Raw genomic sequence first — 25,571 nt, 5'->3', positions numbered from 1 at the left:
TTAAAAATACCAATTACTGAAACTATATTCTAAATAAATACCGTTCAGTTAAGCATTTTTTCCTTTTCTTCCTTTTCTTCCTTGGTGTTCTCGAAGAGCTGAGAAATCAACTCATTTTTACTACAGTTAATTCATCTGTCACTGTAGGTACAGACAAAAGATTCTCTGCGTAACTTTGCGTTTTACTCTGCGAACCTCTGCGTTTAAAAGCCAAACTCCAAGCCGTTTTTAGTATATTTATTTCCCGACAAATTCTAGAGACACTTTCCGAAAATCATCACCACGGATTTCAAAATTTGGATACTGGTCAAAACTTGCACAAGCAGGTGACAGTAATATTACGGAAGCAGCATATTTCTTCGCCAATTCTGCTGCTCTTGGAATCGCTTTCTCCATCGTTCCCGCATCTTCAAAGTTAGTATATCCAACTTCCTGCAAACGCTTAGAAAAGAACGATGCAGCATTACCAATTAAAACCACAGCAGCAGCTTTCTCCTTAATTTTCCCTAACCAAGCTGTATCATCCCCCTCTTTAGCTTCTCCTCCAGCAATCAAAACCACAGGACTTTTTACCGATGCTAAACCGACTTCAGCAGCATCATAATTAGTCGCTTTACTATCATTAATAAAATCAATTCCTTCCCAAGTACAAATATATTCCAAACGGTGAGCAACACCAGAAAACTCGCTGACTCCACGAATAATCGCTTCGGGTTCAATCCCAGCTAACCTGGCAGCAGCAACAGATACGAGTAAATTCTGTAAATTATGTACTCCCACCATCCGCAATGCTTCAGCTTTTACTATCCGTAATGGTGCTGAACTTGCAGTAATTTTTTCTACTACCCAACCATCTTCAATATAGAAACCTTTCTCACTCAAAAGCCCTTCCTTACCGTTAACACTTGTCCAGTAAGCATTTGACCATTCGCTGGTTCCGATTTTACGTAAGTATACGTCATCACCATTAAATACTTGAAATTCAGAACGACGCAACAATTGAGCTTTAATATTGTAATAATTATCGAGGGTTTTGTGACGCGCTAAATGGTCTGGTGTAAAAGTCGTCCAAATACCGATGCGTGGGGAAAATGTCGAGGAAGATTCGATTTGGTAACTGCTAATTTCACCGATAACCCAATCAAGGGGATTTTTATTGGAAGATGGATAATTTATACCTCCAAATTCCAAAGCTACTTCAGTGGCAGCATAGCCAATATTACCGCAAGCGATCGCATTTAATCCGGCGGCTTGGAAGATTGCCGCAGTCAATGCAGTGGTGGTTGTTTTGCCGTTTGTACCAGTTATTCCAATCCAAGGTACTGTACTTAAATTTCTCCAGGCAAATTCCATCTCTCCGATGGTTTCTATACCTAATTCTCGTGCTTTGACGAGTTGGGGAATATCCCAAGGTACACCAGGACTAACGACTATTAATTTTGGTAAACTAGCTAAATGTGAACCCTCTAATTCTAGGGTATAGCCAAGTTTTACTGTTATGTTTTCAGCAGCAAGTTCCTGTTGTTGCACGAGAAGATTTGGGGAGGTATTGTTGTCACCAATTTCCACCTCCCATCCTTCTCTTTTCAGCAATCTTGCCGCAGCAACACCGGACTTTCCGAATCCAATTACATGAGCTTTGGACATAGACTGTTGCAGTTTCCCTGGTTAAGCCTCCCTATAGTAGCGTTTATTTGTTACATCCGCACAGCTTTTTTTTTACAATTGTGACTAATTTTTGACGATACAACCAAAGTCGGCTAAAACACGGGAATGATTTCGTAGTAAACTGAGTAAATGTAGTCTGTTACGCTTGATTTCTGGGTTTTCGTCCATAACTAAAACGCTTTCTGCACCATCAAAAAAGTTACCAACTGTAGGTGCTATTTGCTGTAATGCTGATACAAGCTGTTGGTAGTCGCGTGATTTTTGCGCTGCTTGGGTTTGGGGCAGTAAGTTGACTAAAGCACTATAAAATGCTGCTTCGGATGGTTTTTGAAATAGGTTTTCTTGGATTAATGGTGATGGTTCCAATTGTTGTGTATCCAAGTCGCCTTGTGCTGCTAATCTGGTGGAACGGTTGACGGTTTCGTAAATGTCGGCAAGTCTACCATCGTTGCGGATTTCTTGGAGGAATACGGCACGATTTCTAGTATCGATCAAGTCTTGTAATGCTCTTTCCGTATATTCGCTATCGCTTTCTCCCAATATTGCATTTACCAAGTCATAATCAATGCCTTTTTCTTCTTGTAATAAGGTGCGAATTCGTTGGAGGAAGAAGTCTTTGAGTAGGGGAATTAATTTATTGGCATCTTTGTTATATTCAATAGCAAAGTTATTTGTGACTTGCTCTAATAATGCTTGTAAATTAATTTGTAAATTCCCTGTCCAAGTAATATTCACAATTGCATTTGCCGCTCTTCGTAATGCAAAAGGATCGGAGGAACCTGAAGGTATCATTCCCAAGCCGAATATGCTTGCCAATGTATCAAGACGGTCAGCTAAACCAACGATTTGCCCTGCTAAGGTTTGTGGTAAAATATCATCGGCATTTCGTGGTAAATAATGTTCGGAAATTGCTTTGGAAACTGCTTCATTTTCTCCACTTTTAACGGCATATTTTTCTCCCATAATTCCTTGTAATTCGGGAAATTCATATACCATATTACTGACTAAATCAGCTTTACAAAGTAATGCTGCTCTTTGGATATGATTACGGTCATTTTCGCCTAATTTTAACTGGAGCGAAATTAATTCAGCAATCTTACATATCCTATCTACCTTACGTCGTACCGAACCCAAATCCTCTTGAAAAGTCACCTTTTCTAACTTTGGTAAAAAGCTTTCCAATGGCTTTTCTAAGTCTTTTTCATAGAAATATCTACCATCAGCTAATCTTGCCCGAATTACCTTTCCATTTCCTTCAGCAATAATTTCCGACTTCTGGGGATTCCCATTAGAAATGGTAATAAAATTGGGTAATAATTCCTGACTTGCTTCTGAGGTATTACTAATTTTAAATACCGGGAAATACCTTTGATGTGTCACCATCACCGTAGTAGTAACTTCCGTCGGTAATTCTAAAAATGCCTCTTCAAAATTACCCACAACTGCGGAAGGATATTCAACCAAATTGACAACCTCCGCTAACAAATCTGGGTAAATTTCTGTCATCCCATTCTTACTTTTTGCCGCAGCATTAACTTGCTCTTGAATAGTACGATTCCGCTCATCCACATCAACAACAACATACCCTTGACGTAGCATCTCCACATAATCATTCGCATGGTTAATACTAATATCACCCTGATGCAAAATCCGATGTCCGCGAGAAATGCGATCGCTCTTCACTGTCTCCGAACCATTAGCCAATTCCAAGGGTAAAATTATATCATCCAAAAGCATCACCAACCAGCGAATCGGACGGGAAAACCGCACATCACCATCACCCCAACGCATCAACCGCTTACCTTCCAAACTAAAAATCCATTGCGGTATCAGCTCCCTGAGTATATCTGCCACGGGACGACCAGGAGTAACTTTTTTAACAAAGATAAAATCACCCTTCTCAGTAGGACGTATCTCAAATGCGGATATTTCCACACCTTGCTTCTTCGCAAACCCTGCCCCTGCTGGTGTAACTGTACCATCTTCCTTAAACGCAGCCTTTGCAGGTGGTCCCTTAATTTCCTCCTCCCTGTCGGGTTGCTGCACTGGCAAACCCGTAATTAGTACCGCTAATCGTCGTGGAGTACCATAAATCTTCACCCCATCGTTAACCAGACTATTTTCATCCAGAGACTTAGGAATACGCTGCTGCCATTGGGCGATCGCACCACTTAAAAAACTTGCGGGTAGTTCTTCTGTACCAACTTCTAATAAAAAACTAGGCATAGGATTATCTTTAAATCAGTCAATTCCATCAGTTTACCTTGCCAGCAACCTCTGTGAGAATTGAGAGATGCGATCGCGCAGTGGTAGCAACACCATATTTATCTATATTTATCTGCGGGTACGCAGGAAGTGACTTCCAAAGGTAGCCGCATTAGACGAGCGTACATCGGAGAGGTTGCCGTAGGCTAGCGAGACTTCTCGCAGAGTAGCGTCTATATCAGCGTCTATCTGCGGTTTTTATATCTTGTATGTACTTGTAAGGAAATAAAATTAAGGGCAAACAACCGTTTGCCCCTACAACTCAACTCATCACGGGATGGAAATAAAATGCAAATCCTAACACCGCATAAGCAGCTAACAACAAAGTACCTTCCAACCAATTAGATTTTCCATCGGAACTAATTGTATTGGCAATCAACACGGAAACCGCAACCGCAACCAATTCAAACGGTTTAAAATCTAAATCCATCGGTTGTCCAAATGCCTTCCCTGCCAAAACCAGAACAGGGGCAACGAAAAGGGCAATTTGCATACTCGAACCAACCGCAACCGACAGCGATAAATCCATTTTATCCTTCATCGCCACACTAACTGCGGTAGCATGTTCGGCAGCATTACCAATAATGGGAACCAGAATAACCCCAGTAAACAAAGCTGTTAAACCTAGCTTTGATGTGGCGACTTCTAGGGAATCTACCAAAAGTTCCGACTCGATGGCAACAAATAAAGTACAAACCAGTAAAACACCAGTCCAAAGTAAAACATTCGGTTTGTGATTAGGAGTTTCTTCATCTTCCGTTTCCGCTACCCCAACGTCATACAAGTATGAGTGGGTTTTCATGGAAAATAATAGGGTTAATCCATAGACGAGAATCAATATTACCGCAACCGCAACCGAGAAATTTTCGATGACTTCCTGACTAATTCCTTCTGAGGTATAATTCATCGCTGTTGGTAGTAACATGGCAATTACAGCCAAATTCATCGAAGCTGCATTGACTCTGGCTACAACTGGTTGAAATGTTTGCTCTTTGTAACGAATTCCACCTAGTAACATTGCTAAACCCATCACCAGTAGTAAGTTACCAATAATGGAACCCGCGATACTGGCTTTGACAACATCAACCAATCCGGCTTTTAATGCAATCAGGGCAATAATCATTTCAGTAGCATTACCGAATGTCGCGTTTAATAAGCCACCAAGTACAGGACCAACAACGACAGCGATTTCTTCAGTAGCTGCCCCCATCCAAGCTGCTAAGGGGAGAATTGCTAATCCCGCAGTAATAAATACAACAAGTTCTCCCCATTCTAGGAAGTGTGCAGCTAGGGAAACCGGGATAAATAACAATAAAACTAGAAATACTGTATTCTTGACTGACATTTTTCACCTTAATTACTATCGAAGCGGGCAATGGGCAAACCCTAAATAATTCTTCCCATCTAGCATAATCCCTGGGGTATGGGTAAATGGCTCCGAATTTTTACTGTTTTCTATTGGAACTTGAGTTTTGTAAACTCAAGTTATGTTTTAATTCACATTTATAACCTTTTGTTGTAAAAATTTAAAGTCAAAGTGGTAATTAAACCTCGTCCATGATGAAACCTGGAGTTTTTTTAGCGATTCAAATGCGTCATTGCGACGTAAGGTAGACGCGCTTCTTCGGCTACCTTCGGAAGTCACTTCGTGCCTACCCGCAGGGTAGCAATCTCAAGGTCTTTATGGCAAACTAGAGTTTTCAAGATAGACGAGGTTTATATTCTGTAAATGAGGTTTAATGTATTAAGACAGTATAAAAAATATTGTGATTTTTCAGGTAAATTCCTTTAGATAAAGGCTTTTCAAGTGGAAATTAATTTCAGTCTTCAGCAAATGAAATTTTCATCGCTGTAAAGTATTCAACAATCTTGAGTAAAGGTGATTTAATTGGCTCGCTTTTAGAGCGAGCGCTTTGGGAGTATTATTAGAGGATATTTATAATGGTGGCTGGAAAATTATCACCTTTGCTGATTCCATGCGATCGTAACTGTAAAGAACTTTATATATGAATGTGTTTGAAAAAACCGCAAGTTTATCTAAATCATTTGGAATAACACTACATGACTTCTGCTGCTGAACGACCAATGCCGCAAGCTGACGTTTCTGGTCAAAATGACCCTTTGAAGACTGCTGCGGGTGTTTATGTGACGGTTCACGGGCATTTCTACCAACCACCAAGGGAAAATCCCTACCTTGATGCGATTGAACGACAACCCAGTGCTTCACCGTTTCACGATTGGAATGAACGCATCCATCATGAGTGCTATCGTCCAAATGCTTTTGCACGGGTATTCAATGATAAAGGTGAAGTCGTGGGGATCGTAAATAATTACGAGTACATGAGCTTCAATATTGGTGCTACCTTGATGTCTTGGTTGGAAAGGCACGATATGGAAGTTCATCAGCGTATTCTGGAAGCTGACAGAAAATCCCAAGCCCGCCTCAATGGACATGGAAATGCGATCGCACAAGTATATAATCACATCATTATGCCTTTGGCGAATGAGCGCGATAAATATACGCAGATACGTTGGGGAAAAGCAGATTTCAAATCCAGATTTGGACGGGATACCGAAGGAATGTGGTTAGCGGAAGCGGCTGTTGATTACCCAACTTTGTCCGCTTTGGTGGCAGAAGGAATTCGCTTTATTATTCTGGCTCCATCCCAAGCACAACGCTGTCGTCTCCTGGCTACAGAAACCGATCCCCATCCCGAATGGCTCGAAGTTGGGGGAGGACAAATCGATCCGACTCGTCCTTACAGATGCTATTTGAAAAACGATCGAGAAAACCGGTACATCGACATTTTCTTTTACGATGGTCCAATTTCACGGGATATGGGTTTTAGTGATGTGGTTTACAATTCTAGTCATTTTGCTGGACGTGTTGGAGCAGCAATCAGGGGCGATCGCAGACAAGCGCAACTAATTTCCGTGGCAACCGATGGGGAAACCTTCGGACATCACAAAGGGGGAACGGAAAAAACCCTCGCTTATGCTTTTATTGGTGAATTTGCCAAACATGGTTGGACAGTAACTAATTTTGCCCACTATCTCAGCTTGAATCCTCCCACTTGGGAAGTCGAATTAAAACCCGTCACAGCTTGGAGTTGTTCCCACGGTGTCGATAGATGGCAAGATGATTGTGGTTGTGGTGGTGCCCCTGGCTGGCATCTCAAATGGCGAAGACCATTACGGGATACGTTAAACTGGTTACGGGATGAATTAATCAAAGTCTACGAAGAACAAGGTCGAAAATTATTTATCGATCCCTGGCAAGCAAGGGACGAATATATCGAAGTCATTCGCGATCGCCAAAGTTTAACTCCTTCGGGTTCTCATGGTTCAGCAAATGTCAATCGTTTTCTGGCTCGGCATCAAACCCACAAATTAACCGAAGTTGAAAAAATTGATGCGCTGCGATTGTTGGAGATGCAACGCCATTCTTTGTTAATGTTTACCAGTTGTGGTTGGTTCTTTGAGGAACTTTCCCGACCTGAAGGTACACAGATTCTTCGCTACGCAGCCCGTGCGTTAGAACTCGCAGGTGATGTTGCCGGGATACAATTAGAAAAATCCTTTATTAAAAGACTTGCAGATGCTCCATGTAATATCGAACAATTTCGAGATGGTGCGGAAGTTTACCGTCAACTAGTTAGTACTGCCCAAGTCAACTTCAAGCAAGTTGCTGCCCAGTATGCGATTACTTCCCTATTTAACCGTCATCAATCCCCTCCTAATCAACAATCCAGTAGTAACGAAAAACGTGTTTATTGCTATATAGCTACCGAGTATGATTACCAACTACAACGGATGGGAGCAAGCTCTTTAGCAATTGGACATGTGAGTTTAGTCTCCGAAATTACTTTAGAAAGGGAAGATTTAGTATTCGCAGTGCTGCATCTTGGTGGTTGGGATTTCCATTGCTGCATCCAACCCTTTAAAGGTAGACGTGCTTACACCCAATTAAAAGAGAAGCTATTTGCGGCTTTACAGCAAGCAAGTGCGGCAAATACGATTCTGGCAATGGTGCAATTATTTGGCGAAGAAGCATTTAGTTTACAAAATCTGTTTGCTGAGGAAAGACACCGAATTATGCGGATATTGACTCAGGAAACTCTCTCGCGCTTAGACCAACTTTACACTCAGACATATCGGGATAATTACGGAATCTTGATGGCGTTTCACCGCGATGAGTTGCCTGTACCCCAAGAATTACAAGTTGCTGCTGATATTGCTTTGGGACATCGTTGTATGTCGTTGCTGCGGAAATTAGAACAGGATATAGCTGAATCAACACAGGTAATTAATCACTTAGTTGAGTTGAAAGCAGTAGCAACCGAAGCTGAACATTTGCACTGTCGGTTGAATATACCTGAAGGCAAAGGGATATTAGAACAGATAGTATTGCGATCGCTCTGGCAATTGTTGCATGATGGGAATGGTAATTTTGAAGCTGATATGCAACGGTTTGAAAATCTGGTGGATATTGCCCATCAGCTAAATATCGGTATTTCCTTGGAGCGATCGCAGGAGTTGTATTTTCATCGTTTGTATAACTCTATAATTCCTGAATGTACCGATGTTTTGGCGAATGAAGGGGATACTATGCAGTGTCGTCGGTTGCTGAAGTTAGGTGAAAAATTAGGGGTTTGCGTTAGTCCTTGGTTGAATCAGTTTTAGTTGAGGTTAAAATATTTAATTTTTTTAACCGCCAAGTACGCCAAGGACGCAGAGAGAATATAGAAGTAGTTTTATTTTTCTCTCTGCGCCTCTGCGTGATGTTTATCTACCAAAAAATCACTGTAATTAAATCTCTGAGAATCTTTTTTTGATGAATTCAATTTTTTAGTCAAACATCCTAATGAGAGTATAATACCACTTTGTTGCTAGAAAACAAAGGTATTTTTCAAGCCCTGAAACGACGCATTTGCGTTAAATTAATGATTCTATTATCAATAATATTGAGAATATGCTATTTTTATTGCGAAAAAATGGGAATAATTTCGTCTGTTTTTTTTTAACATTAATTAACTTAAGTTTTGTTACGATTACCTATCAAAGTAGCGTTGAAAGCGGGAATCAGGTTTATCGCTTTTGCGTTGATTACAGGTAAGACATAAAGTATGTAAGTTGCTAATATCATTACTTCCACCACTTGCTAGGGGGATAATATGGTCAATGGAAAGCTGAGTTTCTTGTGCGACTTTGCCACAGCTTTGACATTGATTGCGATCGCGTTGGAATACGTATTGTCTGACTTCATTAGGAATTTTAATTCGTGGTGTTTTTTTCATTATTTTGATTGTTAATTATTTGACGAAGGTCATCTAAGGGTGATTCTGGTATATTTGGAGCAAATTCTAATGTAAATTCTATATTACTATGCTGACTTTGTTGGTGATTAGCTATGGGAATTGGAATAAAAGCATTAAATCTAAGTTTACCTTTTTGCCATTTATGGGAACCAAGTCTGAGAATTTCACATGCTTCACCATCTCTTGGAGAAGAGAGATTGAGGGTAATATTACAGTTGCCAAAGGAGGTAGGAGATAATTGTTGAAATCTTTCGGTAATGCTGTTATTACAACCATCCCCATTGTGAAAGAATGACTGCATTTTCTTTAAGAGGATGTGATTTATATCAGTTTTAAAGTCACTGAATTTTGACAATTCATCATCGAAAGAAATAACATCTTCATCATTACATTCAAGTAATTCAAATTTATCTATCATAAATACTCTTGTTTTAAAATCGATGAACTGAGAAATCTAGTTTCTCCTCCTTCTCACTGCTATTTATCATGACAGGGAAGATAATTACGATTGAGTTTCATTAAACATCTGTCGTAAATCATCAAGAGATGATTCACTGTGATTATTTTCTTCATCATCTAAATAAAATTCGATGCTAATATTAATTTTAACTCGTCCCTTTTTCCATTTTTTGGAACCTAAATTTAGTATTTTGCATTCGACTCCATCTTTAAAAAAGGTCGCAGATGGATGTTTTCGCGTCAATTGAATTCTCTGACGATTCAATTCTTGATTAACTGCACATGCTAAGGAATCATTACAAATGTTATTGATACTTTGTTTTAACTTATCAACCTTATATGTATTTTCGCCAAATTGCATAACATCATCATCGTTACATTCAATAGACTTAAATTTATCTTCCATTTCATACATCTCTAATTAGTGAAAATTAAGCTTAATCTTTTGTTCTCATACCCCCGATTTTTTAAAGTCGGGGATATGGGTACAATTAGATTTCAAAAGTGATTAATAACTGCTACATCACTGGAAGAAAAACTATCTACAGGTTCTAATTTAACTTCAAAATTTTCAACTTCTGGTAGTAAATGTTGGTGTAAACCCATCGTTTGCAAACAGCTATTAATTGCCGATACAGCTTGATTATAAACATCAACCTTTTGAGCTACAGTATCTAACAAACGCTGATTATTGAGAATCTTCTCCTCAGCTTCCTTTTCCAAGGTTTTCTCTAAATAATTGCGAGCATTTAGATATTGCTGTAAGATAACCTCAGCTTGTTTATCAGCCATTGGTAACAACTGAGTTTTCAAAGTTTGATTAATTGTTTGTCGGAAGCTTCTGCGAATAGTTTCCGAAACTTTTGGCTCAAAATCTAACTTTAAAAGTTGACGAATTGCTGGTTCCGCATCAACTATACTTTCGCTATCATAACCTTGGGAAGTTTGTAGTAAAGTTTGCCGAAATTGGTAAATAGAAAAAGTACCTTCATCATAAAATCTTGGACTTTCCCGCACAAAGCGATCGCACTCGACTCTAGCAGCGTTAATTAAGGCAGAAATTACTTCTTTTTCAATTTTTTCAAGTTCAATTTTGATACCACCATCATTACCCAGTAATCGATATAATTGACGGTAATACTCAGAGGTTTGTACTCGTTCAGTCAAACCTTTAAAGAAGTTGTTTATTACCTCTAAAGTGGAATCAGATAAAATATCTTCCAATTGATTAGCAAGATAGTAAAAAGCTTCAACCAAAATTGCGAGTAATGGAGCAGTTGCATTTCGAGGATGACTAATTGTTGCCTGTCGGTAAGCTTCTGCAACTGAAAATGTATCTAACAATTCATCTAAACGACGAATCATCTTAGATTGAAGTTGTTTAAAATCAGCTTCAAAACCATCGCAAGCACTATTAACTATCTGATTTACTTCTTCAGTAATATGAATAAGAAATGTATTTCCCACTTCTTGTAGCTGTAAATTGAGACGTTGTAATTCATATGCTTTCATTGCCTCAATTTCATGGGGTTGACTATCTAACTCACGTTGCTTTGTTTGATAGTAATTTTTGAGTTGAATACAAATATTTTCTAAATCATCCGCAAGATTTTTAAACAGTTGTGGACGTTTTTCTTCCGTCAAATACTTAGTAACTGCACTCCTAAACTCATCAATACCGCTATCGTGAATTAATTGATTAATTAGTACCGTTCCTTGCTCAGTTAAAATCCGTAAATAATTCTCATTTGGACTCTCATAACTATTTACCGAAATCCGAAACTGATTTGGTGACAACTTCCCAGAATTTGCACAATAGCGGTTAAACTCATTCACAAATTGCGGTGTTTCCTCCTTCCCATTCAACCCCTTAATACTTTCCGCAAAAACAGAATCTAACCCAAAGCGATCGCGATTACTAGTCTGCTTAATTTGACTTCCATAAAAACCTAACAAACCACTCGTCTTATAAACCCGATGACTATCGCGAAACTGCGAACCAATTAAATCATCCAAACGCTGTCGTAACTGGGTATTGTACCAAGTTTCATCAATGCGATTAAAGATATAAAACACGCGATCGCGTATTCCCGAATTTTCCCCCATTGTTTCCAGTAATTCGGTTTCTTCCTTCGTCATTTCCCCTGTTGCAGCAGGTTTGAGGACACATACCACCGCAGAAGTATCGGGATGTTGAATTTTTCCGTAAGTTAATTCTGCATCTTTAGCAACAGGTGCGTCAATTCCTGGGGTATCAATAATTACGTTTCCATCTTCCAGTAAAGGATGATGGCAATAATATTCAATTCGCTTTAAAACAGCGCTATTACTACCCCTTCTTGCATATCCAGCAGCTTCTTTGAGGTTAGTAAAATTGAAAGCATCCATCGAATATATAGCATTATCGAGAGTGTGAATCCTTTGTCGATTCGTTACATATCCTTCTAACAGTAAAATTAAAGCTTTTGCTTGTTTTCCACGTTCAGATTTACTTTCACCTCCTTCTTGCTGAATAATGTTATTACATCCCTGCTGTAATAATTCAATTACTTCAGCTTGATTGATATTTGTAACGCTATTAAAACCCAATTGATGACATAGTGAAATTGCTTGTTCGCGGATTTCAACTTCACTTAAAAACGTTAAAATGACTCTTTCTTTCTCTGCTTCTGCATACTCAATTTTGCATTCCGTACCAGTTGCATGTCCTTCTGCACTGTAAAGCAATTCCCGCTCTAAAAGTGCATTAATTAACATTGATTTACCAGCACTAAAAGCACCAGCAAATACAATTTCAAACTTTGGTGAAATTGCTTTATTTAAAGAAGTTTGTACAGCAGAAATATCAGTAGAACGTAATGTTACTTCCTGATTTAAAAGCTCTAATATCGACTCAACTTGTAATTTGAGATTTTCGCACTGTGGGGGAATTAGTGGCATTTTTAACACCCTAGAATAATTAATAATTTACTTACTTTTATTCTAAGAATGATTTTCTATTACCCGGTTCAGTGCAATTACATAAGCTATTATTTTATTCATATCCCCGAAAAGTCGGGGATATATAGAAACCTACGAAGAAAGATAAGTATATCGACTTAAGCTCTGCTCGTAAGTCTGTAACAACCTTTGCGACTCAGCCAAAGTAATCCGCTTCTCCTCCAACGCCAATTCGCAGCGCTGACGAATATTTTCCACCATATCCTCAGCATCGTACTGCACATAGCTAACAACCTCGCTCATGGTATCACCCTTGACAACATGCTCAATTTGATAACCCTTCGGCGTAAGTTGAATATGAACAGTATTGGTATCACCAAACAAATTATGCAAATTCCCCATAATTTCCTGATACGCACCATTCAGAAACATACCCAAATAATAGGGTTCTCCCCGCTTAAACTCATGCAGTTCCAACACAGGTTTGACATCACGCAAATCGATAAAACGGTCGATTTTTCCATCACTATCGCAAGTTAAATCTGCCAAAATTCCCCGTCGAGTTGGTTCCTCACCCAAACGATGAATCGGCATAATTGGAAATAATTGATCGATTGCCCAACAATCTGGTGCTGATTGAAACACTGACAAATTAATGTAATAGATGGAAGCCATTATTTGTTCTAGGTCTTCCAACTCATCTGGTACGTATTCATGCTGACGAGTGATGTGTAGAATCTTATGGCAACATGCCCAGTAGAGACGTTCAGCTTTAGCACGTTCGGTAATACTATAAATTCCCAGCTTAAAGCGACTAATTGCTTCTTCCTTGAATTGGGTCGCGTCGTGATAAAGTTCTTGGTAATTGTCGTTATTGATCGATTGATAGGTTTCCCAAAGATAATTAATAATGTGGGATTCCCCCTCCTTTGGAGGTTCAGGTTCGCTGTGGGGAACCTCACAAGTACTCAAAACATCGAAAATCAATACCGACTGATGGGATGCGATCGCACGTCCACTTTCGCTAATCAGGGTTGGTACATTAATTCCCTTTTCGGAACATGTATCTTTCAACTCCGCCACAATATCATTAGCGTAGTTTTGCATGTTGTAATTTTTCGATGCATAAAAGTTGGTTTGGGAACCATCATAGTCAACACCTAAACCACCACCAACATCGAGATACTTCATACTGGCACCCAATCCAGCCAATTCTACATAAATTTGACTGGCTTCCTGGATAGCATCCTTAATCACATGAATTGCGGAGATTTGCGAACCGATGTGGAAGTGTAAAAGTTGCAGCGAGTCCAACAAATTAGCTTCCCGCAACTTGTCAACAGCTTGAATAATTTCAGGAATACTTAAACCAAACTTTGCCCTATCTCCCGATGAAGCTCCCCATCTTCCCATTCCTTGGGTACTGAGTTTGGCACGAATTCCCAATATTGGTTTAATTCCCAATTGCCGATTCGCTTCAATTACCAAGTCAACTTCTTCGACTTGTTCGAGGACAATAATTGATATTTGCCCCAATTTTGTTGCCAGCATTGCCGTCTCAACGTATTCTCGGTCTTTATAGCCATTGCAGATGAGCAACGCACCAGGTGTATCGAGTAAAGCCAAAGCAATCATCAATTCCGGCTTAGAACCCGCTTCCAAGCCAAATTGATGGGGTTTGCCAAACCGAACCAAATCCTCAATCAGATGACGCTGCTGGTTGCATTTGACAGGAAATACCCCACGATAAACACCAGGGTAATTGTAGCGTGCGATCGCTTTGGCAAAACAGGCATTTAACCGCTCGATTCGGTCTTCCAAAATATCGGAAAAGCGGATTAATAAGGGTAAACCCAAATTACGCTGCTTGAGTGCATTCACCAACTCAAACAAATCCAGCGAACCTCCCCTGTCACCTTTCGGGGAAACCGTGATATCCCCAGCAGCATTAATCGAAAAATAAGGTTGTCCCCATCCTTCAATGCGATATAAATCTTCGCTATCCTCAATCGTCCAATGTCGGGGGGTATTCGACGTACTACTTGGTAAAAGCAGTTGTTTTTGCTTGCGGCTAACTTCTATAGCTGCTTTTTTACCATTAGCGGTAGGAGGCTTTCCCACCTCATCTGTTGTAGCAGTTGATTCAGCACCCATTTTATTAATAAACCTCTTCTTTTTACCCACGAATCTCCAATCTAACGCATTCAATAGGTCTGTAAACTAGTTAAAAAACTTTTTAATCGAGGATAGGGGATTGGGCATTGGTTCAAGACAAGCACTAAGCAATACCTACTAACCATTAACAAAAAGATTGACAAATGGCAAATGACAACGGACAAATAACAATGGTAGCTAAACTTTGAGGAGTAATGTAATGGAACGCACTTTTTTAGCAATTAAACCTGATGGTGTACAGCGTGGACTTGTGGGGGAAATTATCCGCCGTTTTGAAACCAAAGGTTTTACCCTAGTTGGTTTAAAATTTTTGCAGCCTACCAAAGAATTGGCTGAGTCACACTATGCTGTCCATAAGGAAAGACCGTTTTTCCCCGGCTTGGTTGAATTTATCACTTCTGGTCCGATTGTGGCAATGGTTTGGGAAGGTGATGGTGTAATTGCCTCTGCCAGAAAAATGATTGGTGCAACCAAACCACTAGAATCTGAACCTGGAACAATTCGTGGTGATTTGGGAATTAATGTTGGACGCAACATTATACATGGTTCTGATGCACCAGAAACCGCACAAAATGAGATTGCTTTGTGGTTTAAATCTGAAGAGCTTGTTTCTTGGCAACCTCAGATGACTCCTTGGTTACACGAGTAATTTGTTGAGTTAGGAATGATGAATTAAGAGTTAGGAGTTAGGGAATGATGAGTTCTGGGTTAATTAAATTCCTAACTCCTAATTTCTAACTTCTATTCCGCAACTTCTTGCTTTTCTAATTCTGGTGTGGTTATGGGTAAAGAATTGGGTAAAGAATCTTCTTTGGGAAGGTTGCGTTTGGAGAATCCCCAAGCAAGAATAATTGCGATCGCACTAATTACGATCCATTCTGGGGGAACTAACGCTGGATTAACAACTTTGAGCAGTAAACGAAAACCAACAAAGGCAACGGTAATATAACCTGCGTCTTCTAAATGTGTATATTCATCCAACCAGCGAATAAATAAACCTGCCATAAACCGTAAGGTAATTACACCAACAGTAGTACCTGTCAGCACTAACCAAGTTTCCTGGGAAACTGCGATCGCGGTTGTCACACTATCTAACGAAAACGCCAAATCGGTAAATGCAATTACTGGTATCGCTTTCCACAACGAAGAAAATCGGGGACCATGATGTTGATTATCTTCATCTTCCTCCGAGGTAAAATGTTGGAAAACCAGCCATAGCAAATAAGCTGCCCCAATTAGCTCAAACTGCCAGTATTTTTGTACCCAAGTTGCTGTTAGTAGCAAAGTGATGCGAAAGACATAAGCTACCACCAAACCAAAATTCAGAGCTTTCCGTTCTAATTCCTTATCTTCCAGTCCTTGGGCAATCGCTGCAAGTGCGATCGCATTATCGGCAGATAGTACTGCTTCTAAAAATATCAGCAACAACAACACGATAGACGCTTCTACGCTGAAGTGAAGGTGAAGATAATCAAAAATTTGGTCTAGCATTCCCGTGTTCTCAAGCTGTAAAAATTAAAAATTAACAACAATTGCAGAATTAATATTAACTACATGACAATTTTCTACTCTAATCAAGCTTAACTTGTGCTTGTAGATTCACGACATACGGTTTTCAACCCCTTCACCAATTGTATCTTTAACATCAGGGAGGGAAAACCCTACCCTACAGCATGGGACAATCTATTTTTTGGTGTTCCCTAACTAGCTAACTACTACCCAATGCTCAATTCTTAAATTTTTCTAAACAAGAGCCTTGGTTTTTGCTGTTCTGAATCAGCCTAAATTCAAAGCCATGTATAAAATATTTTGCTAATTCATTGTTTCTATTTTCAAGTTTATTTAAGTCAAAGTATATGTTTAATTGGTGAAATATTTAAATTTTGATAATATTCACCTGTTTTCTATTCAGTATTCAATGCAGTAAAAGTAACACTGCTATCATTAATAATCAGGAGAAATTAGTCAGTACGATTGTTATACGTAAAGCGATCGCATCGTCAAGGTGAGAAATAAGAGATGAAATTACACTTGCAAGTAACCTTACTATTACTAACTGGATTATTATTGGGGACTAATATTACACCTGGATTAGCATATCCTCAAAAAATATCACAAACTCTACCACCACCCAATTGTAAAAACCCCCAGACAACACGAGATACGATTGAATGTGGTAGAAGTGCCTATAGAGAAGCCAATAAAAAGTTAATTAATGTGTATAAACAATTGCAATCTAAATTAGGTGGAACTCAAAAGAAACGTTTAATTGTATCTCAGGAAAGCTGGGTTAAATATCGGGATACTTCCTGTGCATTTGAAGGGGGAATGTACGAAGGTGGAAGTCTCGAACCACCAACACGAATTAATTGCTATGCAAAGGTGACAAACCAAAGATTGATAGATTTAGATGTGTGGTTGCAACAATTAAATCGACGATAGCTGGAAAGAGGCAGAAGGAATAAAATATATTTTTTGCTCTCTACCTTCTTCCTTCCCATAATCCAATACAGTTCAGTTAAGTATTTTTCCTTCTCTTCCTACCCTTCGGGTAGGCACGAAGTGACTTCCAAAGGTAGCCGCTCCGCGTCTAAGGCGTTCTCTGCGTCTACCTACGGTAGATACGAAGTAGCTTCTGTTGGCGATAGCCGTCCTGTAAGGGCTAAGTAGCCACTCCGTGTCTATGGCGGTTTATAATATTGAATTATTAGCCTTAACTGAACCGTATTGTCCCATAGTCTTCTAAATTTATTTAGGGTGATTATCTTTTTACTTTTTACTTTTTACTTATACATAGCTAGACGTTTTTCTAAACTGCGAATCTGAGTATCAGTATATTGAATTACTGGACTGTGGAGTGCATATTGCTTACTGAGTCTGGTTTTAGCAACTTTGAGTTCAGCAATTTCAGTTTGGAGCGATCGCAACACAGCCTCATTAATTGCTACTTGGGAATGACGTGGTTGAAGTTGACTATAACGCTGTCGTAAACTCCGTAGCTGGGATTCCACTGCTTGCACTTCTAGATGTTCGGGTATGTACATTGCATCAAGCAAAGCAACGTCAATTTCTAAGCTTGCAACTTTTGTTTTGAGTCCATCTGCGACTACATGGTTGATTGTCGCGTGGTTTCTACCTGTTTTGGTGATTTTGTCCCGCAGTCTTTGAATCCTATTTTCAACACTTTTAATGTTTGGTGCATCTGATGTAAATCTAGCATTGAGCATTGCCAATTCCACTTCGCGATCGGCAATTTCCTGGACTAGGGTATCAACGGCACTTACAGAACCTTTAGCGGTATTTTTAATAGTTCGTTGGATGGCAACAATTGATTCCCTTGCAAAAGCTGGTTGCACTAACATAAATGCAGGAAGGGTTACTGCGGTTAGGGTTGTAAATGCTAAGGTAATTAGCGTCACTTGAAGTTGGGTATAGGATGTACTGCCACCATAACGTTGTATTGCAACTGTTGGTGAATTAACTCGCACCAGAGATTTATCGTTAAACATATATGAAGTTAGAGTTTATATAAAAATTTCAATAACTACCCTAGCAAGCTACACAAGATTTTGGGGTAATTCAGGCGAAATTAGCAAGCTAAATTTAACTTTCTTCGCGTAATTACAATAGGGAACACCAAGAAATAAATCCTCCAATATTGTAGGGGTGGGGTCTCCCCACCCTTATGTATGATGGGGTTGGTAAATATATGAGAAAGGAGATTTTATTTTCTGGAAGTCCCATAGGCTTATTAATCGTATCATTTTATAAGTGAGGGCGGGGAGACCCAGCCCCTACTAGGAACTGGGAATTATCTTTTACCAATACTATTCTGATAACCAGTGCGATCGCTTATCCGCTTCATGTACTCCAAAACTGCTGGATAAGCACTCAAATCGAGTTTAAGCATGATCGGAATGTAAAGTAGGAGTGAACCAACACCTACATCAGCAACACTAAATTCATCACCTACTAAATAAGGTTGCTTTTCGAGAATACTATTTAATGCTGTCATCAACCGTGGCATTTCCCGTTCTCTATTCTCTTCACCAAAAATTCCTGGTCCTAAAGTGGCATTTGCAAAGATAATCCACTGGTTGAGTTCAGCGCGTTTTTCGGCTGAAAGTGGAGTTTTTGCGTATTTTTCGGCAAGGTACATCAAAATAGCACCTGATTCCCATAGTTGAAAACCATCATCCTCGACTATTGCCGGAACTTTGCCAAATGGGTTTATTTGCAAAAATCCATCTTGACGATGTTCTCCTGCTTGCATATCCAGCGTCACGAACTCGTAAGGAATCGCAAGCTCTTCAAGATACCATTTCACAATTGAAGCACGACTAAAGACACCACCGTATAGTTTGACCATAGCTTTTTAAGGGGAAAGGGATAAGGGGAAAGGGGAGAAAAAAAAAGGAAGATAGCTAATCACTTCTAATTCTTAATTCCTCTATCATAAGTAAATTTTATGAAATTTTCATAAACGATAAGAAACTATTTAGCTGGTATTTGGGACTACGGACTTAGTTATGGGAACAATAACGTCAACGGGTTAAAAACCAATTTTTGAACTTGATGAAAAATTCATCTGTTATTCCTGATTGTTAGCCCCGTAATGCATTCTATCAAGTTGTGAACCCTTCCTACTTGATTCGTCTGGTAAATTCAGGTTTGCTTTTCTGGAATTCAACCTAGGGATGAAGTATCTATTAACAGGTTCGAGCATTATTTAGATTAGGGCAAAGAATTGTAAACTTTACATTCCTTCATAGTCCTAGTTTTCCGCGATACTTCCGCCCAAGTACTCCAAAACCAGTTTTTGAGCCAACCAGGGGCAAAGTTCAGACAAAACCAATATCAAACCCAACAAATCAACTTTACACAGCAACAAGAACCGCAGGCAGGAAGATATGAACAGCTATACATTTTTAGCATCTGGCGATGAGCAATACTATTCCAAGAAGTCCGTAGCTAAATCGACTTCTACTTTTAATGCTCAATATCAAGACGCTATTGGTAGTGAAAGTTGCGCTGTGGAAAATAGTTACTTACGTAGTTGTGCGTTGAAGCTTGCCAAGCAGGGTGATTATACTGAAGCGATCGCACTATTCAACCATTTAATTCTGCGTCAACCTGAGAATGCGATTAACTATAATAATCGCGGGTTGGTTTATTTTCAATATGGCGAACGGGAAAAGGCTTTAAAAGACTATAATCTAGCCTTGCAACTCAATCCCAAGTTGGCGAGTGCATATAATAACCGTGCGAATTACTACGCTGCTTGCGGTAACTTGGAAGAGGCTGTGTATGACTACGATGAAGCTTTAGATTTAAATCCTACCTATACCAGAGCATGGATTAATCGCGGTATTACCTTGCGGGATTTGGATCAGTACGAGGAAGCTATTGATAATTTTGAGATTGCTTTGTTATTCGAGCAGTATGAAGGGCATATAATTGGCGAACGTGGTAGAACTCATCATCTCTCTGGTGATTGGAATTGTGCGGTTGCTGATTACCGTAGAGCTTTGGCTTTGTTGCCGATATCACCAAATAGTAAAGATGGTGCAGGTTTAAGATTGCGATCGCAGGTTGAAAACTGGCTAGGTGAGTTACTTTGTCCGTAAGTTATGTAAAATAAATAGTTGACTTATAAACTTTTTTTCGGGTTTTTGAGAATGAAAATTGCCATAATTAACTCCACCTTGTAGACGGGTGGAGATGATAATTTTACTGGTTCAGTCAGTTACTAGCATTTTTTAGATTAGGAAGATTGAAGATTCAAACCTTTTTCAAATTCATCTATACACTCAAGGGAATTTGTAATTAAAGCAATAAAAAAATCTCCCTACCTATGAATAACTTAACTCAAACTCAGGTATGTTATAGTTGCAGCTTGGGAAATAGCATGACAAATTTAGTTTTTTCCAGTACTTTCTTCCTCTTCCTCTGTATCTTCTTTGACCCTTTTTATCGGTACATTAGCAATCAAAGCGGTGGTGCGATTATTGCTTTCCAGTGAAAACTCCAAACCATCGGTTTCCACTTCAACATAGCGGCAAACTATTTCTAAGATTTCTTGCCGCATCTTCTCTATCATTTGGGGACTTAAATCAGCGCGATCGTGGGCAATGACCAGTTGCAAGCGACGTTTGACTTCATTGCGACTGTTATCATTGCTACGGGAAAAAATACGTTCGAGAAATTCGAGAATCATTGCAGCTACGGTGCAAGGGTGGAGAAATGGATTATTAAAAACTAAATAAACTAATATACTAAGAACGGCTGAAATTTGGATTTTTCAAATATCTGCTGGTTCCTTTCTTTTATTAGCTTTTGGCTAATAGCTAATAGCTAACCGCTCGGAGTATAAACTAAAAATTAAATTATCTTTGTCCACAATAATTTGCGGAGTCGAGAAAATATATTTTCGTTAGGAGAATCAAGATCGAGAAATTCGACAGTTTCCCCTTCCAATCTACGAACGATGTTTTCAAATGCCGTTGCAGCTAAAGAGGGAGTATCTGACAATACAAGAGGTTCACCGCGATTGGTGGAAACAATCACGCGCTCGTCGTCGGGAACAACACCAATGAGGGGAACTGCGAGAAGTTCCTGAACATCCTGTACGGACATCATATCATTAGCCCGTACCATTGCGGGACGGATGCGGTTGATGATGAGGTGGATGCGTTTTACTCCTTGTGCTTCCAAAAGTCCAACGACGCGATCGGCATCACGAACGGCTGATATTTCCGGTGTGGTGACAATCAATGCTTCTTTTGCTGGTGCGATCGCATTTTTAAAGCCGGTTTCGATGCCTGCGGGACTATCAATTATTACATACTGGTACTTTTGTGCCAGTGCATTTACTAATAGTTTCATTTGGTCGGGTGTCACCGATTCTTTTGCCCGGTTTTGTGCTGCGGGTAAAAGTACCAAATTTGGTTGGCGTTTGTCTTTTACTAGGGCTTGTTCTAATCGACACTCTCGTGCCAAAACTTCTACCGCAGTATAAACAATTCGGTTTTCCAAACCCAGTAACAAATCGAGATTTCGCAAGCCAAAATCCGCGTCAATTAAAGCAACTTGCCGTCCCATTTTGGCGATCGCCATTCCCAGGTTAGCAGTTGTTGTTGTTTTTCCTACTCCTCCTTTCCCGGAGGTAATGACAATAATGCGAGTCATATTGTTGTTTAAATCCTAGTTTAGTTTCGTTTAGCTGTTTAAATCCTCAATTTCCCGTCAGGGGAAATTGTCACTACGCAAGCAATCATGCGTTAGATTTAATCCCAAAACAGAAACCACTTCAGAGTACGAAGTATAAGGCAATAAGTGTAAAAAATAAATCACTAAATATTAATTTTTAATTCCCCCACTTTTCCCTTTTGCTTTTTTTGCCAATTAATTACCCCGATTCAACTTGGAAAAATCAGCAGCTTTGGCAATGCGAATCCCTTCGGTAGTAATATAAGCGACTTCGGGATGATGCTGCTTTGGAGTTTTTTCTGGTGCCCTTGCGACTGCATCAGCAATTCGTAACTGGGTTGGTTCCATTTGTACTGACATAATCAAGCAATCACGGTTGCCTCCTGCACCTGCATGTGCTACCCCCCTTAGACGACCCCAAACTAAAATATCGCCATCTGCAACTACAATACCACCAGGATTAACATCTCCCAAGATAATTACTGTACCGGGATGACGAATTTCGACTCCGGAACGGATTGTCATTTGGATGTACAGTGGTTCTGCCATTGGAGTCGCTGTTGGACTCGATTCGGAGGAGAGGGAAGTTTTCGGTTGTAGGGGGGTTTGTTCGACTGAGTAGCCTGCTGTAACTGCTGCGATCGCGGTTTGTCTGCGACTGGTTGCGACTGATTTTAGTTGGAGGTTGACTTCGTTTAATGATTCGGCAAGTTCTTGGAGTTGCCTGACATCGAGTAAGCGATCGCCTGCGATTAAGTGTACATTTGTATTGGCAACCCGGAAGCGATCGCCTCCATTTAAACGCTGTTTGAGTTGCTGCCAAATTTCTGACCAACTATATTCGGATGTACTCAGTTGGGTTTCGCTGGGTAATATTATTACTAGTCGCTCTGCTTCGCTTTTTAGTTGTACCTGAAGAAATTTGCTAATGGTTCCTGGTTCTACAGGGGCGTTTAAGTCGATGGTGTCTAATTGGTCTAAGCTAGATAATGTGGTAATTTTACTATCTGCTTCTGTAACTTTTACTTCATTATTGTTGGTTTTATCTAATGAAGTTTCAGAGATTTTTGGTTCGACAAGGGGAATAGTTTTCTCTGAAGTCTCTACAATTTTTGATTCAGTTTTTGGTTTTTCAGAGAGAATCGTTTGGGTAATATGATTTTCTGCTGAAATTTGCGGGTTATTAGGGATGTTAGATGCAAAGTCGGATTTTTCTGTTTCTGTAGATGGAACGGAAACGAGATAATGAACGTTATTTTTGAGTAAAACCGCATTACTGACTAAAGAATCAGATTTTTTATCCTCATTCATCTGAATTGATGCGTTATTTGGAACGGTTTCAGAAGAAAGATTTTTTTGTGAGATCGCTTCAATACTTGCTGGGGGTAAACCAATTTGTTGGTATTTACTTTCTTGAGATTCAGTTTTTTGAGATTCGGTAAATACAAATGGAGTCAAGACAGCAGTAGGAATATCAGATTCCACGAGAATTTCTGCATTTTCTAAAGGTAAAGAATTGGCAGCTACAGAATCTGAATTTTGGGAATTTGAAATGAGGGAATTTAAATTGAGAGAATCTGAACTAGAAATAAAATGAGGTTTTCCAGATTCTTGATTATCAGCGATTGGACTAGAAATAAAATGCAAAACAGAATCAACTTCTGCATCAGGGAGAATAGGATTTATATCCGCACCAAATGCAGTTGAATTTACTTCTGCTGGTTCAGAATTATTTGGATTTGATTCTTGATTCGGAATGGCAGAATCATAAGTCATACAACACCAGCCAATAAGATTATTTTAAAGTAGAGACGACCCGGTGGGTCGTCTATCAAGAATTATAATTGCCAAAAATTAGAGACAACCCACCGGGTAGTACAATAAATGATTTTATTGTTTGTGAGTTTTAGCTTGGTTAATTATTGAATTCCTCTTTTTTTAGTCAGTCTTTCGTAAACCGTCGCTAATGCAGTTGCATCACCAACATTACCCGGAAACAAAACCACAGGTAAACTAGGAAATAAAGGATGTTCAGGAGAAGTTGTCACCATCGAAACACCAGCTAATATTTGTCCTAACAACCTCGCAGAAGTCAATGATAAACCATTACTTAAAACATCATTTGAAGTAATACCACCCTTACTAATTAAAAAACCAATATCAGATGGTAAACCCCGCACAATATCCATTAATAAATTTGAGACTTTTACCCCAAAATCTAATCTAACTTTGACATTCTCAAAAGTAAGTTCCTGACGACTTGTATAAATAACAGGTGTTTTCCCATCATTATGTACCGTTTGGATTTTTTCAAGAACATTGGATAGAAGTGTAGCAGATTGGCTTGTACTCTCACCAAGTAATTCGGCTACATTCACCTCAATTCCCACAATTCCTTCCGCTTGTAATAATTTTTCTAATTGCTGAGTTGTCTTTTTAACATGGGAACCAACAATAACAACACCAGGTTTACCATCTTTGACATACTGTGCCATATTTTCGGCAGCAATTGCTTGTGGTGGTAAAGCAGCCAAAGCAGTCAAGATACTTGCGGCACTGCGAAACAAAAAGCGTTTACCCTGACTTGCTGCACTCAAAATATCTTCAGCAAAGCGGTTTAAATCAGCTTGATTTTCCCCATCCACAACCCCACATTGATTGTTGCTAAGTTTCAGCAAGCGATCGCAGCAACCTCTACGGATATCATCAAGTAAAAATCGTTCTACGGACTCCTGTTTAATTTTACCTTTGGTTTTTTCTTCTACATATTTGGGTAAGTAACTGTAATGGTATCCAAAAACCGAATCCTGTGCAAATTCAGTTTCATGTACAGGTGTGGGTACACCATCAATGATTAGATAATGTATACTGTCACGGGTAATACGTCCCCCTTCAAAAAATGCGGGTACTAAAAAATGAGCATCAAAAGCACCAAGACGTTGTGCGATCGCATCTGTTTCAATCGGATAATGTCCCCGCAAAGTCGAATCTGAACGACTGACAACCAAAAAATCTTGAATACCCTCAGCTTGAATAGCTAATTTGAGGTTATCGCAAACTTCCTCTGTAACCGATGCTGCATCCTCTGGAGTCAAAGAGCGAGTATTAGTTAGCACAAAAAAAATCGGTGAGCGATCGCGCAATCCCAGACGTAGAGTATCTACATCCCAGCGCATCAAAAGCAAGCAACTGTGGACAGTTTGTGAACCTGTTGGATCATCATCAAGGACAATTATCTTTGGTTTATTTATCATGATTAAAAATCGAATAATAATGTAGAGAGGCGATACATAGCTTTGTCAGTAAATAAAGAACCCCACCCCGCTTGCGGCAGGGCTGTTTCGTTCCCTTTTAAACAGGATTTGTCAAGATAGTTAGCGATAAATACCTAAGTAAGGGTGACAATTAAATGAACTTTTAAGCACTCAGGTATCCGTAGTTTTGTGCGTTTTCTCGACACGCTGGTAACAAAATAACCAGTTTTAAATTGCTAGAACCATTGATTTTTAAGGTGTTTTAGGGGATGAATCAGCCCTG

The 25,571-nt window shown here is 39.4% G+C and carries 19 protein-coding genes; 4 read left to right on the top strand and 15 right to left on the bottom strand.

Annotation, left to right across the window (positions count from 1 at the left end; all coding sequences use genetic code 11):
- Positions 1 to 237: 237 nt before the first annotated feature.
- The 3 genes from murD to cax all read right to left on the bottom strand — a co-directional run bounded on the left by murD (position 238) and on the right by cax (position 5,278).
- Complete coding sequence (gene murD, locus CK510_RS05785; protein WP_095720786.1) at positions 238 to 1,647, bottom strand: UDP-N-acetylmuramoyl-L-alanine--D-glutamate ligase; 1,410 nt, start codon at positions 1,645 to 1,647, stop codon at positions 238 to 240.
- 84 nt (positions 1,648 to 1,731) lie between these two features.
- Positions 1,732 to 3,894, bottom strand: coding sequence for a glycine--tRNA ligase subunit beta (gene glyS / locus CK510_RS05780; protein WP_095720785.1), 2,163 nt, complete (start codon positions 3,892 to 3,894; stop codon positions 1,732 to 1,734).
- A 301-nt stretch (positions 3,895 to 4,195) separates the two neighbouring features.
- Complete coding sequence (gene cax / locus CK510_RS05775; RefSeq protein ID WP_095720784.1) at positions 4,196 to 5,278, bottom strand: calcium/proton exchanger; 1,083 nt, start codon at positions 5,276 to 5,278, stop codon at positions 4,196 to 4,198.
- Between the two features lie 716 nt (positions 5,279 to 5,994).
- Between cax and CK510_RS05770 the strand changes: the two genes are divergently transcribed.
- Positions 5,995 to 8,616, top strand: a complete 2,622-nt coding sequence (locus CK510_RS05770) for a DUF3536 domain-containing protein (RefSeq protein ID WP_095720783.1) — start codon at positions 5,995 to 5,997, stop codon at positions 8,614 to 8,616.
- A 368-nt stretch (positions 8,617 to 8,984) separates the two neighbouring features.
- On the opposite strand, the gene CK510_RS05765 is transcribed toward CK510_RS05770, so the two are convergent.
- From CK510_RS05765 to speA, 5 genes are all read right to left on the bottom strand, one after another.
- Entirely contained in the window at positions 8,985 to 9,230 is a 246-nt protein-coding gene (locus CK510_RS05765; protein ID WP_095720782.1) for an HNH endonuclease, read from the bottom strand.
- Complete coding sequence (locus tag CK510_RS05760; RefSeq protein WP_095720781.1) at positions 9,208 to 9,669, bottom strand: KGK domain-containing protein; 462 nt, start codon at positions 9,667 to 9,669, stop codon at positions 9,208 to 9,210. Before CK510_RS05760 ends, CK510_RS05765 begins: the two co-directional genes overlap by 23 nt.
- A gap of 84 nt (positions 9,670 to 9,753) precedes the next feature.
- Positions 9,754 to 10,116: a KGK domain-containing protein gene (locus CK510_RS05755; RefSeq protein WP_095720788.1), complete on the bottom strand. Its 363-nt coding sequence runs from the start codon at positions 10,114 to 10,116 to the stop codon at positions 9,754 to 9,756.
- Between the two features lie 92 nt (positions 10,117 to 10,208).
- The gene (locus CK510_RS05750; RefSeq protein WP_095720780.1) at positions 10,209 to 12,650 is read right to left on the bottom strand and encodes a dynamin family protein; all 2,442 of its coding nucleotides are present in this window, start codon (positions 12,648 to 12,650) and stop codon (positions 10,209 to 10,211) included.
- Between the two features lie 132 nt (positions 12,651 to 12,782).
- Positions 12,783 to 14,804 (bottom strand): biosynthetic arginine decarboxylase, encoded by a 2,022-nt coding sequence (speA, locus tag CK510_RS05745; protein ID WP_095720779.1) that lies wholly within the window; start codon positions 14,802 to 14,804, stop codon positions 12,783 to 12,785.
- A gap of 220 nt (positions 14,805 to 15,024) precedes the next feature.
- Here speA and ndk point away from each other — a divergent pair, with 220 nt between their 5' ends.
- Positions 15,025 to 15,474 carry a nucleoside-diphosphate kinase gene (ndk, locus tag CK510_RS05740; RefSeq protein ID WP_095720778.1) on the top strand — a complete coding sequence of 150 codons (450 nt, stop codon included), beginning with the start codon at positions 15,025 to 15,027 and terminating at the stop codon, positions 15,472 to 15,474.
- Positions 15,475 to 15,566: 92 nt separating this feature from the next.
- Here ndk and CK510_RS05735 read toward each other — a convergent pair whose 3' ends face one another.
- Complete coding sequence (locus CK510_RS05735; protein ID WP_095720777.1) at positions 15,567 to 16,316, bottom strand: MeeY/MeeF family manganese export membrane protein; 750 nt, start codon at positions 16,314 to 16,316, stop codon at positions 15,567 to 15,569.
- A gap of 528 nt (positions 16,317 to 16,844) precedes the next feature.
- On the opposite strand from CK510_RS05735, the gene CK510_RS05730 reads away from it, so the two are divergent.
- On the top strand, positions 16,845 to 17,267 hold the full coding sequence (locus tag CK510_RS05730; protein ID WP_095720776.1) for a lysozyme inhibitor LprI family protein: 423 nt from the start codon (positions 16,845 to 16,847) through the stop codon (positions 17,265 to 17,267).
- A gap of 341 nt (positions 17,268 to 17,608) precedes the next feature.
- On the opposite strand, the gene CK510_RS05725 is transcribed toward CK510_RS05730, so the two are convergent.
- Both CK510_RS05725 and CK510_RS05720 read right to left on the bottom strand, forming a co-directional pair.
- Positions 17,609 to 18,334 (bottom strand): hypothetical protein, encoded by a 726-nt coding sequence (locus CK510_RS05725; RefSeq protein ID WP_095720775.1) that lies wholly within the window; start codon positions 18,332 to 18,334, stop codon positions 17,609 to 17,611.
- A gap of 302 nt (positions 18,335 to 18,636) precedes the next feature.
- A complete protein-coding gene (locus CK510_RS05720) occupies positions 18,637 to 19,194 on the bottom strand; it encodes a glutathione S-transferase family protein (RefSeq protein ID WP_095720774.1) in 558 nt (185 codons plus the stop codon).
- Positions 19,195 to 19,735: 541 nt separating this feature from the next.
- Here CK510_RS05720 and CK510_RS05715 point away from each other — a divergent pair.
- Positions 19,736 to 20,452 carry a tetratricopeptide repeat protein gene (locus tag CK510_RS05715; protein ID WP_095720773.1) on the top strand — a complete coding sequence of 239 codons (717 nt, stop codon included), beginning with the start codon at positions 19,736 to 19,738 and terminating at the stop codon, positions 20,450 to 20,452.
- 290 nt (positions 20,453 to 20,742) lie between these two features.
- Here CK510_RS05715 and minE read toward each other — a convergent pair whose 3' ends face one another.
- The 4 genes from minE to CK510_RS05695 form a co-directional block, all read right to left on the bottom strand.
- Positions 20,743 to 21,042, bottom strand: coding sequence for a cell division topological specificity factor MinE (gene minE, locus CK510_RS05710; protein ID WP_095720772.1), 300 nt, complete (start codon positions 21,040 to 21,042; stop codon positions 20,743 to 20,745).
- Between the two features lie 164 nt (positions 21,043 to 21,206).
- The gene (gene minD, locus CK510_RS05705) at positions 21,207 to 22,013 is read right to left on the bottom strand and encodes a septum site-determining protein MinD (protein WP_095720771.1); all 807 of its coding nucleotides are present in this window, start codon (positions 22,011 to 22,013) and stop codon (positions 21,207 to 21,209) included.
- Positions 22,014 to 22,229: 216 nt separating this feature from the next.
- Complete coding sequence (gene minC / locus CK510_RS05700; protein ID WP_095720787.1) at positions 22,230 to 23,345, bottom strand: septum site-determining protein MinC; 1,116 nt, start codon at positions 23,343 to 23,345, stop codon at positions 22,230 to 22,232.
- Positions 23,346 to 23,953: 608 nt separating this feature from the next.
- Entirely contained in the window at positions 23,954 to 25,288 is a 1,335-nt protein-coding gene (locus tag CK510_RS05695) for a four-carbon acid sugar kinase family protein (protein ID WP_095720770.1), read from the bottom strand.
- Between the last annotated feature and the right edge of the window lie 283 nt (positions 25,289 to 25,571).

Source organism: Brunnivagina elsteri CCALA 953, from assembly GCF_002289455.1.
Taxonomy (GTDB): Bacteria; Cyanobacteriota; Cyanobacteriia; order Cyanobacteriales; family Nostocaceae; genus Brunnivagina; species Brunnivagina elsteri.
The sequence above is the reverse complement of the archived record's forward strand: the minus strand, read 5'-3'. Positions and strand labels throughout refer to the sequence as shown.

Coding starts and splice junctions, on each gene's coding strand:
- CK510_RS05760 (WP_095720781.1), bottom strand. CDS start 9,669: ATGATAGATAAATTTGAATTACTTGAATGTAATGATGAAGATGTTATT.
- minD (WP_095720771.1), bottom strand. CDS start 22,013: ATGACTCGCATTATTGTCATTACCTCCGGGAAAGGAGGAGTAGGAAAA.
- ndk (WP_095720778.1), top strand. CDS start 15,025: ATGGAACGCACTTTTTTAGCAATTAAACCTGATGGTGTACAGCGTGGA.
- speA (WP_095720779.1), bottom strand. CDS start 14,804: ATGGGTGCTGAATCAACTGCTACAACAGATGAGGTGGGAAAGCCTCCT.
- CK510_RS05770 (WP_095720783.1), top strand. CDS start 5,995: ATGACTTCTGCTGCTGAACGACCAATGCCGCAAGCTGACGTTTCTGGT.
- minC (WP_095720787.1), bottom strand. CDS start 23,345: ATGAATGAGGATAAAAAATCTGATTCTTTAGTCAGTAATGCGGTTTTA.
- glyS (WP_095720785.1), bottom strand. CDS start 3,894: ATGCCTAGTTTTTTATTAGAAGTTGGTACAGAAGAACTACCCGCAAGT.
- cax (WP_095720784.1), bottom strand. CDS start 5,278: ATGTCAGTCAAGAATACAGTATTTCTAGTTTTATTGTTATTTATCCCG.
- CK510_RS05725 (WP_095720775.1), bottom strand. CDS start 18,334: ATGTTTAACGATAAATCTCTGGTGCGAGTTAATTCACCAACAGTTGCA.
- minE (WP_095720772.1), bottom strand. CDS start 21,042: ATGATTCTCGAATTTCTCGAACGTATTTTTTCCCGTAGCAATGATAAC.
- murD (WP_095720786.1), bottom strand. CDS start 1,647: ATGTCCAAAGCTCATGTAATTGGATTCGGAAAGTCCGGTGTTGCTGCG.
- CK510_RS05755 (WP_095720788.1), bottom strand. CDS start 10,116: ATGGAAGATAAATTTAAGTCTATTGAATGTAACGATGATGATGTTATG.
- CK510_RS05765 (WP_095720782.1), bottom strand. CDS start 9,230: ATGAAAAAAACACCACGAATTAAAATTCCTAATGAAGTCAGACAATAC.
- CK510_RS05735 (WP_095720777.1), bottom strand. CDS start 16,316: ATGCTAGACCAAATTTTTGATTATCTTCACCTTCACTTCAGCGTAGAA.
- CK510_RS05750 (WP_095720780.1), bottom strand. CDS start 12,650: ATGCCACTAATTCCCCCACAGTGCGAAAATCTCAAATTACAAGTTGAG.
- CK510_RS05730 (WP_095720776.1), top strand. CDS start 16,845: ATGAAATTACACTTGCAAGTAACCTTACTATTACTAACTGGATTATTA.
- CK510_RS05720 (WP_095720774.1), bottom strand. CDS start 19,194: ATGGTCAAACTATACGGTGGTGTCTTTAGTCGTGCTTCAATTGTGAAA.
- CK510_RS05715 (WP_095720773.1), top strand. CDS start 19,736: ATGAACAGCTATACATTTTTAGCATCTGGCGATGAGCAATACTATTCC.
- CK510_RS05695 (WP_095720770.1), bottom strand. CDS start 25,288: ATGATAAATAAACCAAAGATAATTGTCCTTGATGATGATCCAACAGGT.